Origin of the sequence: Acinetobacter sp. 22512 (assembly GCF_052044755.1) — a bacterium.
GTDB lineage: Bacteria > Pseudomonadota > Gammaproteobacteria > Pseudomonadales > Moraxellaceae > Acinetobacter > Acinetobacter pittii.
In genome coordinates this window covers 64,085-87,732 of record NZ_JBQENP010000013.1, presented here as the reverse complement: position 1 = coordinate 87,732, position 23,648 = coordinate 64,085, and the positions used below count along the sequence as shown (strand labels likewise).

Genomic DNA, 23,648 nt, shown 5'->3' with positions numbered 1-23,648 from the left:
TCATATCCATGATGATGGCATTAATTCACTATACATAATCATACAGAATTCGTATTAAAGCTATAGGGCAAAAAACATCATTTTTTTAATTTGATAGCTGAAGTTGATTAAGTTGCTGTTCAATTGCCCAATCAATATGCACCTTGACGATTTCGTCATGTAAATTTTTGCCATTTTGTAGTTGATCTACAATTTCTTTTGAATAAGGAGCATTTCCTAATCCGATTGCAATATTACGTTTAAATGATTGATAACCTGTCCGACGGATAGGGCTACCTTCCGTATTGGCTAAAAAAGTGGCTTCATCCCACTGCCAGATATCAAGCAGACTAATATTATCTAACCCATGTCTAGGATTAAAATCAGAAATAGATGCTGTTTTGGCAAAGCTATTCCAAGGACAAATTAACTGGCAGTCATCACAACCAAATATTCGGTTTCCAATACCTGCACGTAATTCTTCAGCAATAATTCCTTTATATTCGATAGTTAAATAGGCAATACAACGTCTTGCATCTAACATATAAGGCTCGACAATTGCTTGCGTCGGGCAAATATCAATACAAGCGCTACAAGAACCACAATGTGCTGTTGCAGGCTCGTCGAAAGGTAGCTCGAGTGATGTAAATAGCTCACCTAATACGAAAAAAGAACCTGACTTTTTATGAATGAGCAAAGTGTGTTTACCTGTCCAACCCATTCCAGCACTTTCAGCTAATGATTTTTCAAAAATAGGCGCCGAATCTGCAAAAGGACGAGATTCAAAGTCACCAACTTTTTCACGAATTCGTGTTGCTAGCGTTTTCAATCTACCACGCATGACTTTATGGTAATCACGGCCACGTGCATAGCGGGCGATAATGGCAGAATTAGGCTCTAAAGGTACATATCGTGGTTTTGGCGATTCCACAAGATAATTCATGCGGACACAAATAATACTTTTTGTACCAGGCACTAATAGTGTTGGATCAGCTCGTTTTTCTAGATTTTCTTCTAAATAAGTCATATCTGCATGATAACCACGTTCAAGATACTCTAAAAAACGTGGCATTTGCTCTTGAGCATCTGGTTTTGCGATGACACAATCAGCAAAACCCAAGTCTAATGCTTGAGCTTTGATCCATGCTTTTAATTCATGTGGATCAATTTGTTGCACTGCAATGCGTGATGTGTCGGAAGATGTCATAAACCAAAATGCAAGAGGATAATAATATGCAGGCGGTAGTTTACCATAGCGATGATATTCGAGCATGGGAGCGGCGCTGGTTTGCTGCGCAAAACTCCTCATTAGGTTTAATGCAACAAGCGGCTTGGTCAATTGCCCAGCAACTTATTGAGCTTTTTAAAGATCGGCCTATCAAGAATATTGCTGTTTGGTGCGGGCAAGGCAATAACGCAGGTGATGGTTACTTTATAGCAAGTTATCTGAAGCAAGTTGGATTTAATGTTGAAATCTTTGCAGCTCAATTGGGTGAGTCAACCGATTTACATTGTGCAGCGCAATTTGCTAGAGAAATGAAAGCCCAAATTCATCCAAATTTTGATATTAAAAGAACATTTGATTGTCATATTGATGCTTTATTTGGCATAGGTTTAAACCGAGAATTAAATATAGGTTGGCAACAAGTAATTCGAAAGTTTAATGAACAAGTGGGCCTAAAAATTTCGATTGATATACCGAGTGGCTTACAAGCAAATACAGGACAAGTCTTACCCTGTTCAGTAAGAACTGATCATACCTTTACTGTTTTAGGTCTTAAAGCAGGACTATTTACAGGGCAAGGTAAAGAGTACGCAGGACAAGTTCATTTAATTAATTTAATTCCTATAGACCACGAGTTGATACCCTTAGCTTATTTGTCACCCACAAATATTAGACTTCCTCAGCGTATGGCATTTGGCCATAAGGGAAGTTATGGGCATGTTTTAGTGGTGGGTGGACATGAGCAAATGGGCGGGGCTGTTATTATGGCTGCTGAAGCTGCTTTTCATGCGGGTGCAGGCAAAGTGACAGTGGTTTGTCATCGCAACCATCATCAAGCCATTTTGTCGCGGGCACCTAATATTATGCTTCGTGATATTAATGCTTTAGATGAAAACAATATTAAAGAGATTCTATCTCAGGTCGATGCAGTCTGCTTTGGAATGGGATTAGGCCGTGACGATTGGGCAAAGCAGATTTACCAACAATGGTTTAATTTGTTAAATCAGAGTACACGCCTAGAAGTTGTTTTAGATGCAGATGCTTTATGGTTTCTGGCTAAACAGCCTGAAAAGTTAAATACACATATTTATGCCACACCTCATCCTGGAGAAGCTGCTACTTTACTTGGTTGCTCTACAGCGCAAATTGAAAATGACCGAATTGCTGCAATTTATACTTTACAACAAAAATATGCTGGCCATTGGGTGCTTAAAGGAGCGGGTAGCTTAATTTTAGAAGATAATTTGTATATCTGTACGCAAGGTAATGCTGGTATGGGAACAGGTGGAATGGGAGATGTGTTAGCAGGAATGATTGCGAGCTTAAAAGCTCAGTTCCACAAAGGTATTGCATTACATGAGATAGTGACTCTGCATGCTCAAGCAGGTGATGAACTTGCAAAACAAGGTATGCGTGGTTTACAGGCTTACCAAATGAATCAAGCCATTAGTCAGGTCGTAAATCAATAAGTTTTAACGTCTACGACTGCTAGAACGACTTCGCCCACGTGCCATACCACCTAAGGCGTTTAAAACAGAAAGTTTACTCATGCTTCCCGATGCATGTGCATGGCAGATAGCAGCAGCAAGGGCATCGGCTGCGTCGGATTGAGGTTTAATCGTCAAATTAAGTAATCGCATCACCATCATTTGGACTTGTTCTTTATCGGCAGCGCCATAACCAACCACAGACTGTTTAATTTGGCGGGCAGTGTATTCTGCAACTTGTAAATCTAAATTAACTAATGCGGCTATGGCAGCACCACGGGCTTGTCCTAATTTTAAGGCAGAGTCTGGGTTTTGAGCCATAAAGACTTGCTCAACCGCAGCTTCAGTTGGACCATGGAATTTCACAATTCGCTCAACGCCAGCAAAAATACGTTTTAAGCGTTCTGGCATTTCTTGAGTTTCTGTTCGGATTGTACCGGCATCAACAAAACGTAGTTTACTACCATCTTTTTCAATGATTCCATAACCTGTTAAGCGTGAACCCGGATCAATACCAATAATCAATGCCATGTGAATACTTATATAAATAGTTTAGAGTGTATTGTTACATAGCCAAAAAGGTTCTGCATGCGTAATTTAAAGAATGCTGCGATGAATGGTTATTTTTCGGTTTTTATCGAATCAATTTATATCTTTAAAATCATTTGATGTAATTCTATTTTAATGGAATACTTATCTATAATTTTGGAATTAAAGTTTATCGGTAGATGGAAGATATTAATATCCGCATTGCGCAGCAAGTGCGTGAAATACGTCTAGCGCGTGGATATACCCTAGATGTTCTTGCTAGTCGATGTCAGGTAAGCCGTTCAGCAATTTCACTCATTGAAAGAGGAGAAGCGAGCCCTACAGCTGTTGTTCTTGAAAAGCTAGCAAATGGTTTAGGGGTGCCTTTGACTCAGCTATTTGATTCCCCGCAGAATACTCAATCGCCTCAACCTATGGTACGGCGTACTCAACAAGCAGAATGGAAAGATCCAGAAACAGGATATATTCGTCGTCAAGTTTCGCCTCCAAATTGGAAATCTCCATTTCAGATCATTGAAATTGAATTTCCAGCTCAATCTCGAGTTACTTATGAAACAAGTGCGAATTCCAAAGTTGTATTACAGCAAATTTGGGTGATAGAGGGGCAAATTGATATTCAATTGGGTGAAAACTTTTATGCTTTACAAGAGGGGGATTGTTTGGCGATGCAATTAGATCAACCGATCATATATAGCAATCCTTCTTCTAAAGCTGCTCGATATATTTTAGTTGTATGTAATGAGCTCGTCTCTATTCTTAAGGAATCTTCATGATTAAAAATCTTAATCCAAATTTACGTTTAATCGATTGTCATGAAGCTACACATGCAAAGGCTATATTAGATATTTTGAATGAAGCAATTATCAATTCTACTGCTTTGTATGACTATTTGCCGCGCTCTGAAGAGTCGATGAAAAACTGGTTTGCAGTTAAAAGAGAAAATGGTTTTCCTGTCATTGGTATTGTAGATGAGACAAACAAGTTATTAGGTTTTGCAAGTTGGGGAACTTTTAGAGCTTTTCCTGCCTATAAATATACGGTCGAACATAGTATTTATATTCATCATGAACATCGTGGCGGCGGATTAAGCAAAATTTTAATGCAAGAATTGATTAAGCGTGCTCAAGAGGCAGACTTACATGTATTGATAGGCTGTATTGATGCAACCAACCAAGCAAGTATCGGTTTACATGAAAAAATGGGCTTTATCCATGCAGGTACTTTTAAGCAAGTCGGTTTTAAGTTTGGTCAATGGTTGGATGCTGCTTTCTATCAGTTAAATTTAAATACACCCCATACGCCAGTTGACGGATAAATAATAAGGTTTTCAAATTTCAAGTTTTAAAATAACCCAGTTTATAAGGATGAATATAAGCTGGGCTATAAAGTTCAAATTATAAAATACCTAGCTGCTCTAATCCTTTATAAGCAATTTCTTTTCGAATAGAACTAGGTATGCCTTTTTTCATTTCTAAATTAAGTGAGAAAGCTACAATTTCTCCTTGTGGTTGAACTACCCAGCCTGTAAACCAACCAACTTGTGGGTCAACATCCCATCCCCAACCACTTTTGGCATAAATTTTCCGTCCATTTTTTTCTTCTATGAACAGCATAGATTGAACTTGTTCTTGTACATTTTTGCTAAAGGGAAGAGTTTTATGGGCTAATTCATAAGCAAACTGTGCTTCCTGCTGAGGTGTAATTTTAAGTGGGCCAACAAGCCAAAAATTATCTACTTTTGAACCAATATCAGCATTACCGAAACCAACGCGTTTTACCTCTTTAGACATAAGATCAAGGCCAATTCGTCGAGCTAGTTCCTGATAAACTGGAATAGTAGAAGCTTTCATAGCATCGCCTAGAGTCATGTCCTTTTCCCAATCAGGAAATAAACGTTTTTGCCCATCCCATTTAAACACTTCAGTTGGCATTGCTTTATGATGCTCAAGTCCAATCAAAGCATTTAACATTTTAAAGGTAGAGGCGGGAACATATTCGGTTGATGCTCTTTTAAGATCATTGCCATAGACTTCCTCTGTTTGTCCACGTTTTATAACTAAAACACCTTCAGTTTGTGCTTGATCAAACAACGATTTAATTTTCTCTGAGTTTTTATTGGTAGAAATTGACTGTATTTGATGCTGTTCTACCGTATTAAAAGAACATGCCGATAAAAACATCGTACCAATGGCAAAGAAAAGAGCTTTTTTAGTCATGAGTCTATGTGGGTTTAAAAGAGTTATTCTTTAATTTAACTTGAATAGAAGTCCTTTTAGATAGAAAAAATGTAAGTTATTAACGAAATTCTATATCTATGCACTACTTTTTAAAATTTTATAAAACTACTATATAAAAGAAATATATCCAATTTTTCTAAGAATCTAAGTTTTCAACTAGACTAAAAAGCTGCTTTTTTGAAGGACTTTCCGTTTAACTAGAGTAAAAAATTAAAATCTAATTGAAGTCGCACTTGATAAACTTGATACAGCACTCATTAATAATAAAGCATGTTTGTTTTTATCGAGTTAAAATCAAATGTACTCTAGTATTGCAGACTCTGGCTGTTTCGATAGGGTTGGGGCAAATAAACTGCAATGAATTTTCTTTTTGAGATAGATAAAGTTTTACATGAATTTACTTCTTATTGTAGTTCTGGGCGCGATTGTTGAAATTGCCGTATGGATTGGCGTAGCACAGTTCATCAGTGGATGGTATGTGTTCTTTTGGTTCATTCTTGCTTTCTTTATTGGTTTGGGGCTTATTCGCAGAAGTACTGCTGGTATTATGCCTCAATTACAGCAAATGCAGATGACTGGCCAACTCGGTAATGACCCAACAGTAACTAAAAAACTTGCTTATGCTTTTGCAGGTTTCTTATTAATGTTGCCAGGCCTTGTTTCTGATGTGTTAGCGGTTTTAATTTTGATCCCTGGTGTTCAAACTGCTTTCCGTAATATAGCCATGAGAACTTTGGCAAAACGCCAACAAGCTATGATGGATAAAATGATGGGTGGTATGGGCGGTAATATGGGGGGGCAAAATCCATTTGCCGATCTAATGCGCCAAATGCAAGATATGCAGAATCAACAAGGTGGTGGTAGTCAAGGTCAATACCGTGATTCAAGTATTATTGATGGCGAAGCGCGAGAAGTCACTCCAGATCACAAGAAAATTGAACATAAAAATAAGGATTAATAAATACCTTATTTAAAGGCCTAAACCTCTAAAGTTTAGGCCTTTTTTATTTTAAGAAGATATAAATTATTTAGTTAGATGTTCAGCCACAACAGAATCTGTTTGAGCCACTTCAGTTGGGCTTTCTTGTGGTTTTGTTTGAGGTTGGTATTTGTTTGAAGCTAAGGCTGTTTGCTTATTTTCAGATTGTTGATAACCTCGGCTTCGGTTTGCTCGTTCGCGAAAGCCACCTTTATTAATGAGCTTTGTATGTGACATGCATTTGCCTAAAATGTGAGATTATTCGCTTATTTTAACAAATTTGGCAAAATATCAAAATAAGAAAAATAGTCCTATAAAAATAATATTTAACTTATATATATGTTTTTAATTAATATTTTTTAATTGACTCAATTGTTCATCCAGATTGAATTATCTATTCGTTTCACATAGGATAAATATAAAGGATGTATAAATTAAAAAATGTAGCAAACCTATTAAAACAACAACGGTTGAAATGAGGGAAGGAGGGTTACCTATGCTATATCAATACCATTGTGCGTGTTGCGACAAAGTTGTGGCATCGACTGATAAATCATGTCCATATTGTGGTTCACAACATATTCGAAGCCCGTATGGCTTATGGATGTTTTGTGTGATGGCTTGTCTAGCTGTTGTCGTTGTATTTAAAGTTGTCCATATTTATATCCAGAACCATCAAGATACTCCAACGCAGTCAACTTTACTGGATGTATTAAATCAGGATGATAAAACGACAAGACAATAGATTTTGATTACAGCTACAAATGATATGGCGTCAAGGATGATTGCTAGAAGATTAAACCCTACATACCATAAAATTTGAACTATAAATAAAAAAGCCCGCTCAATGGCGGGCTTTTTTACGATTTTATTTTAGAGGCCAGCAGCATCTTTAAGGGCATCAACTTTATCAGTTTTTTCCCAAGTAAATGCAGAATCTGAACCTTCGCGACCAAAATGACCATAAGCCGCGGTTTGTTTGTACATTGGTTGAAGAAGATCCAACATACGAGTAATACCAAACGGTCTTAAATCGAAATGATCACGTACAAGTTGAATAATCAACTCATCAGAAACTTTTGCTGTACCAAAGGTATTAATTGAAATCGAAGTAGGTTCTGCTACACCAATTGCGTAACTCACTTGAATTTCACATTTGTCAGCAAGACCAGCAGCTACGATATTTTTTGCAACATAACGACCAGCATAAGCAGCAGAACGGTCAACTTTAGATGGATCTTTACCAGAGAAAGCACCACCGCCGTGACGAGCCATACCGCCGTATGTATCAACAATAATTTTACGACCCGTTAAACCACAGTCACCTACAGGGCCGCCAATAACGAACATACCTGTTGGGTTAATGTGGAACTTAGTAGCTGCATGGAACATTTCAGCAGGGATGATCGGTTTGATAATTTCTTCAATAACTGCTTCTTTAAGCTGGCTTTGAGAAATTTCAGGATCGTGCTGAGTAGATAAAACAACAGCATCTAGACGTACAGGCTTGCCATTTTCATAGGCAAAAGTAACTTGGCTTTTTGCATCTGGGCGTAACCATGGAAGGGCACCTGAACGACGAAGTTCAGCTTGACGCTCCATTAAGCGGTGAGCATAAGAAATCGGCGCAGGCATAAGCACGTCTGTTTCACGGCTTGCATAACCGAACATTAGGCCTTGGTCACCAGCACCTTGATCTTCTGGTTTTTGACGGTCTACACCTTGAGCAATTTCAGGAGATTGTTTACCAATCATATTGATTACAGCACACGTTGATCCATCAAAGCCAAGATCAGAGTGGTGATAACCTATACCGTTAACAGTATTACGAACAACAGCTTCAACATCAATATTAGCAGTCGTTGTTACTTCACCAGCAAGTACAACAGCGCCTGTTTTTACCAGTGTTTCACAAGCAACACGTGCGTATGGGTCTTCTTTTAAGATTGCATCCAAAATAGCGTCGCTAATTTGGTCGGCCATTTTATCGGGATGACCTTCGCTTACAGATTCCGAGGTAAAAACAGCGTACTCGCGCATGAAAGTCCTATCTTGGTTATTTCAAAAGACATAATATGTTACATCGACTTGAGCTTGAGGACCAGTTCATACTGACTAAAAAGCATGAATTTATTTCATTTATAGTGTGTTTTAATTGATAAGTGTATTAGCAAAATTGATATAGAAAGCTTTAATTTAAAGTATTTATATTTTAACAACTTGTTGCTAGTGTGTTTTTTAAACATATAACTTAATAAAAATCTTAAATATCAGAATTTGAATTTTAAAGTAAAGAAACATGATCAACGCATACAGGATTGGCTAACTATTTTATCTATATATCAAAAGCTAACAAGATTAATGTTCTTACATTTAGGCGTTGTGCAGAAAAATGAACACTGTTTTGTATAACTTAAAGATTCAAATGTTTTTTGTGTAACCAAGAAACGGTTAAAAATAAAGAAATATACCGTGTTGGGGTTTACCCTAAGCCTTTTTTTTAAGACAATATAGCGGCATTGAATGGTTATTCATCTTCTTCTTTTCATCAATCTATTAAAATTGGATTCTGATCTATGACGACCCCTTTAAACGAACGTCGTATTGCAAATGCAATTCGTGTATTGGCAATGGATGCTGTGCAACAAGCAAACTCAGGGCATCCAGGTGCTCCAATGGGGATGGCAGATATTGCTGACGTCGTCTGGCGTGAGTTTTTAAATCACAACCCAACAAATCCACAATGGGCAAACCGTGACCGTTTCGTTTTATCAAATGGCCATGGCTCAATGTTGCAATACGCTTTGCTTCATTTAACAGGTTATGATCTTTCAATTGAAGATTTAAAACAGTTCCGTCAATTGCATTCTAGAACTCCTGGTCATCCTGAATATGGCTATGCACCGGGTGTAGAGACGACAACTGGTCCTTTAGGTCAAGGTATTGCTAATGCTGTTGGTTTTGCTTTAGCAGAAAAAACATTGGCTGCTCAATTTAATAAAGATGATTTAAAAGTTGTTGACCATTTCACTTACTGTTTCTTAGGTGATGGCTGTTTAATGGAAGGTATTTCTCACGAAGTATGTTCTTTAGCTGGCACCTTACAACTTGGTAAATTGATTGCTTATTATGATGATAATGGCATTTCAATTGATGGTGAAGTAGAAGGCTGGTTCAGCGACGATACAGAAGAGCGTTTCAAAGCCTATGGTTGGCAAGTTCTTCGTGTAGATGGTCATGATGCTGATGCGATTCGTCAAGCGACAATCGAAGCAAAAGCTGAAACTCAGAAACCAACAATCATTATGTGTAAAACGATTATTGGTTTAGGTTCACCGAATAAGCAGGGTAAAGAAGACTGTCATGGTGCGCCATTAGGTAAAGATGAAATTACTTTAACTCGTGAAGCATTAGGCTGGAACGAAGAAGCATTTGTTATTCCTGCTGATGTATATGCTGCATGGGATGCAAAAGCAAAAGGTAGTGAATCTGAAGCGGCTTGGAATGCGGTATTTGCACAATATCAAGCAAAATATCCAACTGAAGCAGCTGAGTTACTTCGTCGTATCAGTGGTGATTTACCAGCAGAATTTGCAGCGCAAGCAGATGCTTTCATTCGTGAAACAAATGCGAAAGGCGAGACAATTGCAACTCGTAAAGCAAGCCAAAATACATTACAAGCATTTGGTCCTTTATTACCTGAATTGTTAGGTGGTTCCGCTGACTTAGCAGGTTCTAACTTAACACTTTGGAAAGGTTGCCAAGGTGTTCAAGAAAACCCAGCTGGTAACTATGTCTACTATGGCGTACGTGAATTTGGTATGACTGCGATCGCAAATGGCGTTGCATTACATGGCGGTTTTGTTCCTTACGTTGCAACATTCTTAATGTTTATGGAATATGCACGTAATGCGGTACGTATGTCTGCATTAATGAAACAACGTGTAATTCATGTTTATACACATGACTCAATCGGTCTGGGTGAAGATGGTCCAACTCACCAACCGATTGAACAAATTGCTTCATTGCGTGGTACACCTAACTTAAATACATGGCGTCCAGCGGATACTGTAGAAACTGCAATTGCTTGGAAATCTGCTTTAAAACGTAAAGATGGTCCTACAGCACTTATTTTCTCTCGTCAAAACTTACCATTCCAAACACGTTCTGAAGAGCAAATTCAAAACGCTGCAAAAGGTGGTTATGTACTTGCTCAAGAAAAAGGCGAATTAAAAGCAATTATTATTGCAACTGGTTCTGAAATTTCTTTAGCAATGGAAGCTTATGCACAACTTGAAGGTGTGCGTGTAGTTTCTATGCCATGTGCTGAAGAATTTATGAAGCAAGATGCTGCATACCGTGAAGCAGTATTACCAGCTCATATCCGTGCGCGTGTTGCTGTTGAAGCGGCTCATGTTGACTATTGGTGGAAGTTTGTTGGTCTTGATGGCAAAGTAATTGGTATGACAACTTATGGTGAGTCTGCGCCAGCAAAAGATTTGTTCCAATTCTTTGGTATTACGACTGAAGCTGTTGTTGCAGCGGTAAAAGAATTAACTGCTTAAATATTAAAGTAGTGTAAAAAAGCGCTCTAGATAGAGCGCTTTTTTTATTTGAGAAGTTAACTAGTTAGTTCTGTTTGGATATTAATCTGAGAGGTTAATAACTTATGAATAGGGCAATTCTCTGCAACTTTTAGTAATCGCTTATGCTGGTCTTCAGTAAATTCACCTTTGAGCGTAATTTTACGCTCAATATTATTTTGGCCTTTTTCAGGTTCGCCATTTGGGTTTAATGCTAAATCCACTTGAACATGATCAAGCTTAATACCTTTAAGATTCGCATACATTTCTAATGTAATTGTAGTGCAAGCTCCTAAAGCGGCTAATAAAAGCTGAACCGGGTTCGGAGCTGTATCTTGTCCACCTTTATCAGTTGGTTCATCTGCAAACCATTGATGACCTGAAGGATCGGTAAGAGTTACTCGATATGGGGTAGAAGTACTTTGTGCTTGGGCTGTATTAACCATGTTTTACCTTGTTATTCATGAATAAAATCGTAATAAAAATTAATAAATCTGAAGCTTCGAATAAAAGAATATCTAAACTTTATAATATTGTTTTTGAATAACAACTGTAACGCTTTTATTGTTGCATGGATGAAACATATCGTTTTATAAAGAATAGTGAATTAAATTACTTGATGTATACACTAATGACTATATCAATAAAGGATACGAAAAATGCATCTTAAAACATTAAGCTTCGGTTTGGCAGTAGCATTGGCTAGTTCAGTTACTTTAGCTGCACCAGTAGACTACAAAATTGACCCAACACATACAGCTACTGTTTTCTCATGGAATCACTTTGGTTTCTCTACTCCAAGCGCTAACTTCTCGGATATCCAAGGTGTAATTAAAGTTGATAATGCTAAACCAGCAAACTCATCTGTAAATGTGACTATTCCTTTAAGCAGTGTAAATACAAACGTACCTGCTTTAGATAAAGAGTTCCAAGAAGAAGCTTGGTTTAATGCTGCTAAATATCCAAATATTACGTTTAAAAGTACTAAAGTTGAAACCAAAGACAAAAAGCACTTTAAAATTACTGGTGACTTAACTGTTAAAGGCGTAACTAAGCCAGTTGTACTTGACGCTGTTTTAAACAAGCAGGGCGAGCATCCAATGGCTAAAGTTCCAGCGATTGGTTTTAATGCTACAACTTCATTCAAGCGTTCTGACTTTGGTTTAGGAAGTTATGTACCGAACGTTGGTGATAAGATCACTGTAAATATTACGACAGAAGCAACTGTTGCTAATGCAGCTAAAAAATAAGTTATAAGTTTTCTAAAAAGCCCTCAAATATGAGGGCTTTTTTATTTAGACTGGCTCTTTTTTATCTGGGTCTATAAATACTAAAGGCGCTGAAGGATCGATATTTCTTTTCTGAGATTTTTCTCTTAAGAACTGGTAAGTAGGGACTTTTCTTTTTGCCTGATCGCGCAGTTTCTTTTTAATATAAAGAACCAGAGCAAAACATGTAGTTGCAACGGTCAGCATCATACCATTCATATAGCTCATGATTGAGCTTACATAGCCAATAGTCGTTAAGCGATGCATCATACGTTCAACTTGAGTGCTACTTTCAATACCCGTAATTGCCCAACTACATAGATGTTCACAGTTATTAATAATCAAATGATAGTGGTTTTCATGCATACGAGAACGCATTCGGCGAACAACAATCTTTCCTTTATAACGAGGTTTGTCATAAGAACGGACGTGTATTTTTTTGCCATGCGAGAAAGCATCTATTGAAGTGATTTCAATCGGGCGTTTTTTGATGAAATGAGCTAAGCCGGAATAATGGATAACTCGACCTCTCCCTGCATATATACCATGATGGCTATAGCCGAGATGCTTTACGATGAGGTGAGCCCCTAAAGGGTAGCGTTTATTCAGTTGTTGCATGCTTACGCTGATCCAATAAAGTGTAAATGGCTTTTATTGAAAAGCTGCTAAACATTATAACCAATATCAGCAATTTGCAGTGTATTGATTACGTCGAATGAAGGAATTTGATGCATATCCAATCTATTCATATTTCTTGTATATAATTTAAGAAATTAATATGAAGGGAAAATGTCATGTCAGGTGACGTTAAATGAAATGGGTCGTCGGGTGCTTAGCTTTGTATGGGCTTTTGTTTCAGTCTGCATATGCTATAGCACATCAGCAGGTTAAAACGGTGGAAGGTGATCAATACGATGTGGTTTCGATCAGCGATTTTAAAGCATTGCACTTGTTTTTAAAGAATCCTAATAATCAGCAATACTATAAAAGCTTTAACAATATTGAGGAACAATTAAAGCAGTGTGAGCAGCTTAGCTTTGCAATGAATGCAGGGATGTTTCATTTAGGATTTTCTCCAGTAGGGTTGTATATTGAACGAGCTAAGGTAGTTCAGCCCTTAAATGAGCATAAAGGATTGGGAAATTTCTTTTTACAGCCGAATGGCGTGTTGGCTTGGAATAAAAAACAGGTCTTTGTTTTAACTACGCAACAATATAGCCTACAAAATTTGAAAGTTGATTATGCAACCCAATCTGGGCCAATGTTAGTTATTGAAGGAAAGATAAATTCCCTTTTTTTACCAAACTCTCAATCAAAGAAAATTCGTAATGGAGTTGGTATTCGAGATAATAAACTCTACTTTGTAATATCGAAAAATAGGGTGAATTTCTATAATTTTGCCGAGTTTTTTCAAAGAAATCTTAAAGTAGAGCAAGCTTTATATCTCGATGGTTCTATTTCTAGTTTATATATGCAAAAGAACAATCGGAATGATCAGCAATTTCAAATGGGACCAATGGTCGGTTGGGTGGATGAGTCTAATTGTGCATTAAAGTGAAATATAAAAAAGCCAGTACAAGACTGGCTTTTTAATTAATGAATAGACGGTTTTTGAGTGAGTTCATTTAACTCTTTTCGGCTATAACCACGGGAAATAAGAACTTTTTTAATTCCCTTAATGACATCTTCATCTGTTACTTGTGCAAGTGCACTTAGAAGTTGTTCATTAGTTTTACATGAGCAGTCATTTTCAACACAAGCAGTTTGGTTTTTATGCTCGTTATGCTGTTGATCTGCCAAGAACAGCTTTTGCCAAAAACTCATAGAGCCTTCATATACAACCTAACATAGCTCGAAATATAGCCAATTTAAAATAAAATACAAGACTCTATAAGTGATAAATCCACCACTTAAACTCGAGAATTTTCGATGGGAATGCTTGAGTTAAACGAAATTATGACGAATAGATGACTTGATATTTTTTGAAAATTTAAATACTTAACTAATAAAGCGTTAAAAAATAAGGAGGTATATAACCTCCTTACTTAAAACTTTACAATGAAAGATTTTGTTTAAATCTTCTCAAGTAAAACACCAGACTCTACATGATGTGTATAAGGGAACTGATCAAATAAGGCAAATTTAGTCACTCGATGAGTTTGACTGAGCGTTTTTAAATTTTCATATAACGTGTCAGGGTTACATGAAATGTAGATAATACGTTCAAAACCTTGTAGAAGTTTTAAAGTCTCATCATCAATTCCTGCACGTGGTGGATCTACAAATACGGTGTCAAAGTCATAGCTCTGAATATCAATATTCGCTTCTTGTAGGCGGCGGAATTCGCGCTCACCTTGATAAGCTTGAGTAAACTCTTCAGCCGATAGGCGTGCTACTTGAATATTATCAATTTGGTTTTGTTCAATGTTCCATTGAGCTGCATAAACAGAGGATTTTGCAAGCTCGGTAGCCAATACTCGTTCGAACTTTAAAGAGAGCGGAAGCGTAAAATTACCATTACCACAATAAAGTTCTAGTAAGTGTTTCTTTGATCCTTCAGCTGCGTCACATGCCCATTGCAGCATTTTTTTGCAAACTTGTGCATTAGGTTGAGTAAAGCTGCTTTCGATTTGTTTATATTTAAATGAACGATTTAAAAGTTCGAATTCTTCAACGACGAAATCATCGCCAATAACAATTTTCTGGCCACGACTACGGCCCATAATCTTAATATCTAATTTATCGGCAAGCGCTTTAGCGGCTTGTTCCCATTCTTGATCCAGTTTACGGTGATAAATGAGGGTAACTAACATTTCTCCGCTAAGTGTTGCGAGGAAATCAGCTTCAAATAAACGGTTAGAGAGCTTAGGCTCAGCTTTGAGTTTTTCCAAAAGTTTTGGCATTAAATCATTGATGCTTTGATCTGCAATTGGAAACTCATCAATGCGTACAACGGTTTTTTGCTTGTCGTCATTATTACGCTCAAACATGGCATAGAACATATCATTTTCTGTATGCCAGATACGAAATTCAGCACGCATACGGAAATGTTGTTCAGGTGATTCAAACACTTCTAATGTAGGTGGTGTAAATTCAGAAAATTGAGTAGTAATGCGTTCAATTTTAGCTTGAAGTTGTTGACGATAAGAAGAGGTCATAGACAAAGAAAATTTAGACAGAATCAAATAGTGAATGGTATCAAAAAAATTGAACTTACAGGAGCCAATTTTAACCAGATATTCATAAGAGAAAGCAGGTACCTAAACTAGAGCTAATTTAAAACACGATTAATAAAATCTGATTTTATTGTTCTATATTGATCGGGGTCTAAATGGCTACACTGTAATTTTAATTGATTATATTCATTAACCAACGTGGGTGATTTTATAAGCTTATTTTTAAAGGCTAAGAAAAATGTGAATACTGAATCCGTGACTACAATTTGAAATGCTACATCATCATTGTTGAGTGATTCGAGCATACAAAGCTCATGTGTTCTTAATGTATTTTGTTTTTCGATAAAATTAAGTGTTTTTAAGCGTTCAATTGCGAATTTAAATTGATCAGGTTTAACTTCAACATAAATATCTAGATCACCTTTTGAAATAGCATTCGGTATTGCAGATGAACCAATGTGCTCAATTTTGGCAAAGGGTAGAAGTGTGGAAATATCTTTTTTATACGAATTAAAAAGTTGAGCGCATCTTTGTTGATATTGTTCTGGTTCTAAAAAAATCATTATTAGAATCTCGAATTGATAAAATTTATATATTTAGGAATAGATTACTTTATTAAATAAAAAAGCCCAAATACTGAGATTTGGGCTTTTTTTTGAAAATTATCGATTAATCAGTCATTGTCATTAAGCTTGCGTTACCACCAGCTGCAGCTGTATTCACACTAATTGCACGTTCAATCACTAAACGCTCAAGTGGAATAGCCTCATTTGGTTCAACATGTGTAATACTAACAATTGCACCAGAACGTTTAGCAACTTCTTGCTGTAATGAGAAGATCTCTTCGCGATTACCATGATGTAAAACTGCATCAAAATCATCTGATGCGATATTTTTAACTGTAGTAATTGCAGCAAGCACATCTTTTGGCAATGTTTGTTTGTATTTTGCCAATAACGGACTATTTGGCATTACGGCCGCTTGGCTACCCACTGCAAAAATTGCGAGCAACTGATGCAACTGATTTTGTTCTGTATCAGCGATAGAAAGAACACGATGACGTGGCAAAATAATATATTGGTTACTTTCCCCAGTAGGACCTTGTAACTCATAAAACTTGCCTACACCAAATGGTTCAATTTCACGATTTGCTTGTGGTAAATGTTGTTTTGCCCAATTTTGTAAGCTCTTATAAACCTCACGGTTAAAGCCTTCAAAAGCAGTTTGCTCAGTCTTCATAGCAAATGGTGTTGCTAATACTTTGTTTGAACAATGCTGCATCAAGCGATACATGTAAAGCGGACCACCAGCTTTCGGGCCTGTACCAGATAAACCTTCACCACCGAATGGTTGTACACCAACGACAGCACCCACAATATTACGGTTGATATAAAGGTTACCAACTTCAGCATGTTGAATGACCGTTTGAATGGTTTCATCAATACGGGTATGTAGACCCATTGTTAAACCATAACCTTTGGCATTAATACGTGAGATCAACTGCTCAAGCTCACCATACTTATAGGAAATGATGTGGAGAACTGGACCAAAAACTTCGCGCTGCAAATCATCAAGGTTAGGGAGTTCAATTGCTGTTGGTACAACAAAGGTTCCTTTATCTAGTTCATTCTGACTTGTTGCACCAAACATCAACTGATGTACTGGATAGCCTTTTGACTTCATTTTTTGAATGTGTTGATCAATCGTCTGTTTTGCTTCGTCATCAATAACAGGACCAATGTCAGTTTTTAAAATCGCAGGGTTACCTACGATCAACTGTTGCATTGCGCCTTTAAGCATTTTAATCACGGTTACAGCACTGTCTTCTTGCACACATAAAATACGTAAAGCAGAGCAACGTTGACCCGCGCTATCAAAAGCAGAACTTACAACATCAAGTACGACTTGTTCAGTTAATGCTGATGAGTCCACAATCATTGCATTTTGACCGCCAGTCTCTGCAATGAGAGGAATCGATTGACCATTTTCAGATAAACGTTTCGCAACGGTTTTCTGTAAAATTTTTGCAACTTCAGTCGAACCAGTAAACATGATGCCATCAATACGGCTATCTTGGCTAAGCTGAGCACCGACTGTCTCACCGCGGCCAAGAAGTAACTGTACAGCACCATGTGGAATACCAGCTTCCCATAAAATCTGAACTGCTTGAGCTGCGATTAATGGGGTTTGTTCAGCAGGTTTAGCAATAACGCAGTTACCACTGACTAATGCTGCAGCAATTTGACCAGAGAAAATTGCAAGAGGGAAGTTCCACGGGCTAATACAAAGTACAGTACCTAAAGGTTGAATAGCTGTATTTGCAGGAAGATTCTCAACTTGAGTTGCGTAATAACGTAGGAAATCTACAGCTTCACGAACTTCTGCAATCGCATTGGCATAAGTTTTTCCGCTTTCACGGCAAAGCAAAACCATCAATTCTTGAATGCGACCTTCCATTAGGTCAGCTGCACGTTTTAAGTATTGAGCACGGTGTTCTTTAGGCGTATTTGACCATTCTGATTGAGCTTGTTCAGCTGCATTAAGCGCAATTTCAACATGCTTAAGATCAGCTTCTTGCACATAACCAACAATTTCATCATTTTGTGCTGGGTTTGTAATTGCAACAGAATGACCTTGCTCTAACGACTCGTTATTTTCCAATAATGGATGACTTTGCCAAATACGATTACGTAATTCTTGAGCTGTGCTATCTAAAGCTGCAAGTGGGGTGTCATTTGCTAAGTCATAACCTTTAGAGTTTTTACGAAGTGTTCCGTACATATCTAAAGGTAGAGGAATTGATGGATGTTTTAAACCAACTGAACCTTCAAGCTTAGCTGCATGACGAATATCATAAATTGGAGACTGGATAAGATCTTCAACTTTAAGTGTTTTATCGGCAATACGGTTAACGAATGAAGTATTCGCGCCATTTTCGAGTAAACGACGAACTAAATAAGCTAACAAAGTTTCGTGGTTACCAACAGGAGCATAAATACGGCATGGTACGCCTAATTTATTTTGCTCGCGTGAACCAACAACTTGTTCATAAAGAGGTTCACCCATGCCATGTAAGCATTGGAATTCATATTGTCCAGCATAATATTTGCTTGGATCCGCTAAATGATAGATCGTTGCCAATGTTTGAGCATTATGAGTGGCAAATTGCGGATAGATGAACTCTGGCGCTGCAAGTAATTTTTTAGCACATGCGATATAAGATAAATCGGTATGTACTTTACGAGTAAAGACAGGGTAGTCATCCATACCTTCGATTTGTGCTTTCTTAATTTCGCTATCCCAATATGCACCTTTTACAAGGCGAATCATGAGACGCTTTTGGCTGCGTTTAGCAAGGTCAATAATATAATCAACCACGAAGAAACAGCGTTTTTGGTAAGCTTGAATAACGAAACCAATACCTTTCCAGTTTGCAAGTTCTGGCTCGAAGCAAAGACGTTCTAGTAACTCAAGAGAAATTTCTAAACGTTCTGATTCTTCAGCATCGATATTTAAGCCAATATTGTACTTTTTAGCCAAACGAGCGAGTTCAAATACTTTGCCGTAAAGTTCTTGATGAACACGTTCAATTTGCGCGCGTTGATAGCGAGGGTGTAAAGCAGAAAGCTTAATTGAAATACCCGGACCATCATAAACACCTTTACCATTAGACGCTTTACCAATTGCATGAATGGCTTGCGTATAATCGTTAAAGTAGCGTTCAGCATCATGTTCGGTTAAGGCTGCTTCACCTAACATATCGTAAGAATAGCGGAAACCTTTGTCTTCGAGTACTTTCGCATGATCTACAGCTTCTTCAATGGTTTCACCAGTTACAAACTGTTCACCCATCATACGCATTGCAACGTCAACAGCTTTACGAATGATGCCACGTCCACTGCGTGCTAAAAGGCCAGTAAGTACACTTGAAAGACTGGTTTGCTTAGGAGTTTCCATGAGCTTACCAGTTAACATGAGGCCCCATGCTGCAGCATTTACAAACATTAAGCTGCTTTGGCCAACATGTTCTTTCCAGTTACCTTGATTGATTTTATCTCGAATAAGCAAATCACGTGTTGCTGAGTCTGGAATACGAAGCAAAGCTTCGGCTAGACACATGAGCGCCACGCCTTCTTGTGAAGAAAGAGAGAATTCTTGTAATAGCCCTTGAACAATACCTGCTTTGCCCGAAGAGGTCTTACGTTCACGTAAATTATTGGCAAGATTAAAAGCAAGATCATAAATTTTATGATCTAAATCATCAGATACCGCGGCAGCTTGTAATAGCTCTTCTACAGCTTCTGGTTCAGCACGTCGCCAAGCTGTATTGATGCGTTGTTCAAACTCACTTTTATCGTTGAATTCGGTGATATAGCCTTGGTGAGATTTATCCATTTGATGAAAAGTATCCATTGTGTTCATATCTGTTTCCGCCAACCAGCTCTCGTAAACTCATCTTGAGTAGAGAGGTTTAGATAATTTATCATTACAGAAGAAACACCGAATAACTCACTATATTTAGCCCATTTTTTAGAGGAAAATTCAGATGAATGGCCCAATATTAAGCCTTGACCGTACTGATTTAAAAATTTTGGATATTCTTCAAACAGATGGGCGAATTTCTAATAGTAAATTAGCCGAACTTGTTAACTTGTCGCCAACTGCTGTTATGGCTCGAGTGCAGAAGTTGACAAAGGATGATTTCATTTTGGGATATGAAGCGAAATTGAATCCAATCAAGTTAAATGCAAATTTTTTGGTGTTCGTAGAGGTGCTATTAGATAAAACAACACCCAATGTTTTAGATGAGTTTATTGATGCTGTGGTTCACTATCCAGAAATTGTTGAATGTCATATGGTGAGCGGTGGCTTTGATTTTTTAATTAAATTACGAAGTGGCAGTATGGAAGAATTTAGACGGATTGCGGGACAGGTGCTGTGGCAATTGCCGGGGGTAAAAGAGACTCGTAGTTATCCAGTCATGCAAGTTGTAAAAGATACTTCAAAAATTAAAATCAAAATTAAAAATAAATAAAGGGGCCGAAGCCCCTTGATTTATTTCAATAACTTATACGCTTTCTTTGTAGAGTTCATCTGCTTTTTCAAAGCGGCCGGTTACTGTCGTGTTTGGCGCTTTAGTTAAAAGACTCACTACAATGATGCTGATAAATGCAAGGATAAAGCCTGGAATAATCTCGTAAACACCAGTGTCTGCGAAAAGATTTTTCCAACCAATCACTACAACTGCACCAACGATCATACCCGCTAGTGCACCTTGTAAATTCATACGTTTCCAGAACAATGACAAGATGATAAGCGGACCAAATGCAGCACCGAAACCAGCCCATGCATAAGCAACAAGGCCAAGAACTTTACTGTCTGGGTTACCAGCAAGAGCAATCGCAAGAACAGCAATCGCAAGAACCATGACACGGCCAACCCATACAAGCTCTTTTTGAGATGCATTTTTACGAATGAAGCCTTTGTACAAATCTTCTGTTAGCGCACTTGAACATACCAAAAGCTGGCAGCTCAATGTACTCATCACAGCAGCTAAAATCGCAGCCAGAATGATACCTACAATCCATGGATTGAATAAGATTTTAGTCAATTCCATAAATACAGTTTCAGGGTTTTTGCTTACAACTGCTGCTAATTCAGGGTGTTGCTGGAAGTAGGCAATACCGAAGAAACCAGCACCGACAGCACCAACTAAACACAGGATCATCCAAGTCATGCCAATACGACGAGCAGCAGGGATTGATTTTACAGAGTCAGCAGCCATGAAACGTACAAGGATATGTGGTTGACCAAAGTAACCCAAACCCCATGCCATGGAAGATAAAACTGCCACTACACTTAAATCTGAAATAATATTAAATGCATGTGGACGAGCAGTTTCAATGAGTGTCACAAATTGTGTTGTATCGCCAATTGCAAGATAAGTTACAATTGGTGTTAATAACAAAGCAAAAATCATTAGGCCAGCTTGGAATGTATCTGTCCAGCTAATCGCTAAGAATCCACCGATACAAACATAACTGATGGTTGCAATTGCGCTGAGCCAAATAGCAGTGGTGTATGACATTCCGAATAAATTTTCAAATAAACGGGCGCCTGCTACCATGCCTGAAGCACAATAAATTGCGAAGAAAACCAAGATGATAACGGCAGAGAAAATACGAAGTACTTTTTTCTGATCGTCAAAACGACTTGTAAAATAATCTGGCAACGTGAGTGCATTATTTTGGACTTCAGTATGAACGCGTAATCGACCAGCAACCAGTAGCCAGTTAAGCCAAGCACCGATAATAAGACCAATTGCAATCCACGCTTCAGATAAACCAGAAAGATAAATCGCGCCTGGTAAACCCATGAGCAACCAACCACTCATGTCTGATGCGCCTGCGGATAATGCAGTTACGAAACTGCCTAAACTACGACCACCGAGAATATAATCTGAGAAGTCGCTTGTAGCACGGTAGGCAAATAAGCCGATAAGAACCATTGCTACGATGTACACCATAAACATGATGAGGGTGGGATCAAAATAACTCATAATGGATGTGTGTCCTTATATCCATAATCCGTGATTGTAACCTAATCCAGGTCGCTGTTTTCTTGTACGGCATCCAAGAGGTTGAGATTCAACCACAAAAGATTTTTTTTGCACTGTTATTTTTATATTGTACTTTTGTATCATTGTGTAACTTGAAATAAATTGATTTTATAAATATAAAATTATAATATTAATCATTAACTTATAATTTTTTAATATTTATTTTTTAAAATTTTTTCAGTAAAAAAACGCCATTCTGAAAAAAATTAAATCGATATAGAGTTATAAATAGGCTATTAGTCAAAAAAAATGTATAGAAATTTAGAATAAAGTTAAAAAAATCGACAATTTTTTGTTCAATTAATAATTTTTTTTATTCACGTTGGGCTTATTTAGTGTCTATAAATAGCAATTAGCCGATTAAATTTTCAAAAAGTCTATGCATTCCTTGAGTCGCTGACATCTTTAATAATTCATATTGGTGGGGAACACGCAGATGATCAGCATTTGGATCTATATAGTAGGCTTTACATTGATTTGAAATTTCATGAACTAAAGCTGCAACTGGATATACGCTTAATGTCGAGCCGATCACAATAAAAATATCTGCACTCTGTACTAATTGAATTGCTTCTTCATAAGCAGGTACAGCTTCACCGAACCAGACTACATGTGGACGTAGCGGATAGCCATCTGGGCAAAAGTCTTGTTCTAAATCTAGCTTCCAACCATTAATATCGTAAAACTGTGTTGTAAATTGTGCATTCGGGCCAGAGCTTTTCGCTAAACGAATATTTCCATGCAAATGTAAAACGTTAGAACTTCCAGCCCGTTCATGTAAATCATCAATATTTTGAGTAATCACTTGTACGTCGAAGTAGTCTTGTAGTTTGGCAATATAGTGATGAGCTTCGTTAGGTTCAGCCTCTAAAATATTTTTACGTCGCTCATTATAAAAGCGTTGAACTAGAGCAGGGTTCTTTTGCCATGCTTCAGGTGTGGCAACTTGTTGGATGTCGTAATTTTCCCATAGACCATTACTGTCACGAAAAGTGCTAATTCCACTTTCAGCACTCATGCCAGCGCCAGAGAATACAACAAGCTTTGTCATAGAAGTCACCGATTCGTAAAACTAAATTTGAATAGATTTTGAATAGATAAAGAAAAAACCAGTTTAAGACTAAACTGGTTTTTATTAAATATGAAAAGCTATAGCTATCTTTTATAAGCCAGCTTCATATTCTGCATTTGTTAAAAGTTTTTCAACATCTGCAATATTGTCTGGTTTGATTTTATAAATCCAGCCTTTTCCATATGGATCGTCATTTACAAAATCAGGATCATCTTCAAGGTCAGTATTTACTTCTACTACAGTGCCTGAAACAGGAGCATGGATGTCAGAAGCAGTTTTTACTGATTCAACCACACCAGCTTGTTCGCCAGCAGTAACTTTACTCCCAACTTCCGGAGTTTCAACGTAAACCAAATCGCCAAGTTCATCTTGTGCATGATCGGTAATCCCTGTAATAACAAGATCACCCTCAATCTTTACCCACTCATGTGTACGTGCATACTTCAGTTCAGAAGGATGATTCATGGTAACTCC

At 37.5% G+C, this 23,648-nt stretch carries 23 protein-coding genes; 9 read left to right on the top strand and 14 right to left on the bottom strand.

From position 1 onward, the window contains the following. Positions 1-85 precede the first annotated feature (85 nt). Entirely contained in the window at positions 86-1,186 is a 1,101-nt protein-coding gene (gene queG, locus ACTJJG_RS14185; RefSeq protein WP_069037019.1) for a tRNA epoxyqueuosine(34) reductase QueG, read from the bottom strand. Positions 1,187-1,212: 26 nt separating this feature from the next. Here queG and ACTJJG_RS14180 point away from each other — a divergent pair, with 26 nt between their 5' ends. Beyond that, the gene (locus ACTJJG_RS14180) at positions 1,213-2,673 is read left to right on the top strand and encodes a bifunctional ADP-dependent NAD(P)H-hydrate dehydratase/NAD(P)H-hydrate epimerase (RefSeq protein ID WP_069119273.1); all 1,461 of its coding nucleotides are present in this window, start codon (positions 1,213-1,215) and stop codon (positions 2,671-2,673) included. A 3-nt stretch (positions 2,674-2,676) separates the two neighbouring features. On the opposite strand, the gene ruvC is transcribed toward ACTJJG_RS14180, so the two are convergent. Then, positions 2,677-3,222 carry a crossover junction endodeoxyribonuclease RuvC gene (gene ruvC / locus ACTJJG_RS14175; protein WP_002121356.1) on the bottom strand — a complete coding sequence of 182 codons (546 nt, stop codon included), beginning with the start codon at positions 3,220-3,222 and terminating at the stop codon, positions 2,677-2,679. 197 nt (positions 3,223-3,419) lie between these two features. Between ruvC and ACTJJG_RS14170 the strand changes: the two genes are divergently transcribed. Beyond that, on the top strand, positions 3,420-4,013 hold the full coding sequence (locus tag ACTJJG_RS14170) for a helix-turn-helix domain-containing protein (RefSeq protein WP_069119275.1): 594 nt from the start codon (positions 3,420-3,422) through the stop codon (positions 4,011-4,013). Continuing rightward, the gene (locus ACTJJG_RS14165) at positions 4,010-4,555 is read left to right on the top strand and encodes a GNAT family N-acetyltransferase (protein WP_017482297.1); all 546 of its coding nucleotides are present in this window, start codon (positions 4,010-4,012) and stop codon (positions 4,553-4,555) included. Before ACTJJG_RS14170 ends, ACTJJG_RS14165 begins: the two co-directional genes overlap by 4 nt. A 79-nt stretch (positions 4,556-4,634) precedes the next feature. Here the strand turns inward: ACTJJG_RS14165 and ACTJJG_RS14160 are convergent, their stop codons facing one another. After that, positions 4,635-5,456, bottom strand: a complete 822-nt coding sequence (locus ACTJJG_RS14160; RefSeq protein WP_046811527.1) for an OXA-213 family carbapenem-hydrolyzing class D beta-lactamase OXA-1045 — start codon at positions 5,454-5,456, stop codon at positions 4,635-4,637. A 412-nt stretch (positions 5,457-5,868) separates the two neighbouring features. Here ACTJJG_RS14160 and ACTJJG_RS14155 point away from each other — a divergent pair, with 412 nt between their 5' ends. Beyond that, the gene (locus ACTJJG_RS14155; protein WP_002121432.1) at positions 5,869-6,435 is read left to right on the top strand and encodes an FxsA family protein; all 567 of its coding nucleotides are present in this window, start codon (positions 5,869-5,871) and stop codon (positions 6,433-6,435) included. 66 nt (positions 6,436-6,501) lie between these two features. On the opposite strand, the gene ACTJJG_RS14150 is transcribed toward ACTJJG_RS14155, so the two are convergent. Beyond that, on the bottom strand, positions 6,502-6,693 hold the full coding sequence (locus ACTJJG_RS14150) for a hypothetical protein (RefSeq protein ID WP_069119277.1): 192 nt from the start codon (positions 6,691-6,693) through the stop codon (positions 6,502-6,504). A gap of 259 nt (positions 6,694-6,952) precedes the next feature. On the opposite strand from ACTJJG_RS14150, the gene ACTJJG_RS14145 reads away from it, so the two are divergent. Further along, a complete protein-coding gene (locus tag ACTJJG_RS14145) occupies positions 6,953-7,201 on the top strand; it encodes a hypothetical protein (RefSeq protein ID WP_002121448.1) in 249 nt (82 codons plus the stop codon). A 128-nt stretch (positions 7,202-7,329) separates the two neighbouring features. On the opposite strand, the gene metK is transcribed toward ACTJJG_RS14145, so the two are convergent. Further along, positions 7,330-8,496 carry a methionine adenosyltransferase gene (metK, locus tag ACTJJG_RS14140; RefSeq protein ID WP_005069601.1) on the bottom strand — a complete coding sequence of 389 codons (1,167 nt, stop codon included), beginning with the start codon at positions 8,494-8,496 and terminating at the stop codon, positions 7,330-7,332. A gap of 536 nt (positions 8,497-9,032) precedes the next feature. Between metK and tkt the strand changes: the two genes are divergently transcribed. Further along, positions 9,033-11,021, top strand: a complete 1,989-nt coding sequence (gene tkt / locus ACTJJG_RS14135; RefSeq protein ID WP_372552527.1) for a transketolase — start codon at positions 9,033-9,035, stop codon at positions 11,019-11,021. A 56-nt stretch (positions 11,022-11,077) separates the two neighbouring features. Here the strand turns inward: tkt and ACTJJG_RS14130 are convergent, their stop codons facing one another. Beyond that, a complete protein-coding gene (locus tag ACTJJG_RS14130; RefSeq protein ID WP_372552526.1) occupies positions 11,078-11,485 on the bottom strand; it encodes an OsmC family protein in 408 nt (135 codons plus the stop codon). Between the two features lie 213 nt (positions 11,486-11,698). On the opposite strand from ACTJJG_RS14130, the gene ACTJJG_RS14125 reads away from it, so the two are divergent. Beyond that, a complete protein-coding gene (locus ACTJJG_RS14125) occupies positions 11,699-12,289 on the top strand; it encodes a YceI family protein (RefSeq protein ID WP_017386802.1) in 591 nt (196 codons plus the stop codon). Positions 12,290-12,334: 45 nt separating this feature from the next. Here ACTJJG_RS14125 and ACTJJG_RS14120 read toward each other — a convergent pair whose 3' ends face one another. Beyond that, positions 12,335-12,925: a lecithin retinol acyltransferase family protein gene (locus ACTJJG_RS14120; RefSeq protein ID WP_017386803.1), complete on the bottom strand. Its 591-nt coding sequence runs from the start codon at positions 12,923-12,925 to the stop codon at positions 12,335-12,337. Between the two features lie 193 nt (positions 12,926-13,118). Here ACTJJG_RS14120 and ACTJJG_RS14115 point away from each other — a divergent pair, with 193 nt between their 5' ends. After that, complete coding sequence (locus ACTJJG_RS14115) at positions 13,119-13,865, top strand: phosphodiester glycosidase family protein (RefSeq protein ID WP_017386804.1); 747 nt, start codon at positions 13,119-13,121, stop codon at positions 13,863-13,865. A 35-nt stretch (positions 13,866-13,900) separates the two neighbouring features. Here ACTJJG_RS14115 and ACTJJG_RS14110 read toward each other — a convergent pair whose 3' ends face one another. From ACTJJG_RS14110 to putA, 4 genes are all read right to left on the bottom strand, one after another. Then, entirely contained in the window at positions 13,901-14,131 is a 231-nt protein-coding gene (locus ACTJJG_RS14110) for a hypothetical protein (protein ID WP_017386805.1), read from the bottom strand. Between the two features lie 248 nt (positions 14,132-14,379). Further along, positions 14,380-15,465, bottom strand: a complete 1,086-nt coding sequence (gene trmA, locus ACTJJG_RS14105) for a tRNA (uridine(54)-C5)-methyltransferase TrmA (protein ID WP_017386806.1) — start codon at positions 15,463-15,465, stop codon at positions 14,380-14,382. A gap of 113 nt (positions 15,466-15,578) precedes the next feature. Continuing rightward, positions 15,579-16,046 carry a GrpB family protein gene (locus ACTJJG_RS14100; RefSeq protein WP_017403197.1) on the bottom strand — a complete coding sequence of 156 codons (468 nt, stop codon included), beginning with the start codon at positions 16,044-16,046 and terminating at the stop codon, positions 15,579-15,581. Between the two features lie 106 nt (positions 16,047-16,152). Further along, the gene (putA, locus tag ACTJJG_RS14095) at positions 16,153-19,905 is read right to left on the bottom strand and encodes a trifunctional transcriptional regulator/proline dehydrogenase/L-glutamate gamma-semialdehyde dehydrogenase (protein WP_440608967.1); all 3,753 of its coding nucleotides are present in this window, start codon (positions 19,903-19,905) and stop codon (positions 16,153-16,155) included. Between the two features lie 124 nt (positions 19,906-20,029). On the opposite strand from putA, the gene ACTJJG_RS14090 reads away from it, so the two are divergent. Next, entirely contained in the window at positions 20,030-20,518 is a 489-nt protein-coding gene (locus tag ACTJJG_RS14090) for an Lrp/AsnC ligand binding domain-containing protein (RefSeq protein ID WP_002121376.1), read from the top strand. Between the two features lie 33 nt (positions 20,519-20,551). Here ACTJJG_RS14090 and putP read toward each other — a convergent pair whose 3' ends face one another. The 3 genes from putP to gcvH all read right to left on the bottom strand — a co-directional run bounded on the left by putP (position 20,552) and on the right by gcvH (position 23,639). Further along, positions 20,552-22,042 carry a sodium/proline symporter PutP gene (putP, locus tag ACTJJG_RS14085; protein ID WP_002121403.1) on the bottom strand — a complete coding sequence of 497 codons (1,491 nt, stop codon included), beginning with the start codon at positions 22,040-22,042 and terminating at the stop codon, positions 20,552-20,554. Between the two features lie 412 nt (positions 22,043-22,454). Then, positions 22,455-23,162 (bottom strand): SIR2 family NAD-dependent protein deacylase, encoded by a 708-nt coding sequence (locus tag ACTJJG_RS14080; RefSeq protein ID WP_078210393.1) that lies wholly within the window; start codon positions 23,160-23,162, stop codon positions 22,455-22,457. A 102-nt stretch (positions 23,163-23,264) separates the two neighbouring features. Then, entirely contained in the window at positions 23,265-23,639 is a 375-nt protein-coding gene (gcvH, locus tag ACTJJG_RS14075) for a glycine cleavage system protein GcvH (protein ID WP_005069578.1), read from the bottom strand. Positions 23,640-23,648: the final 9 nt, after the last annotated feature.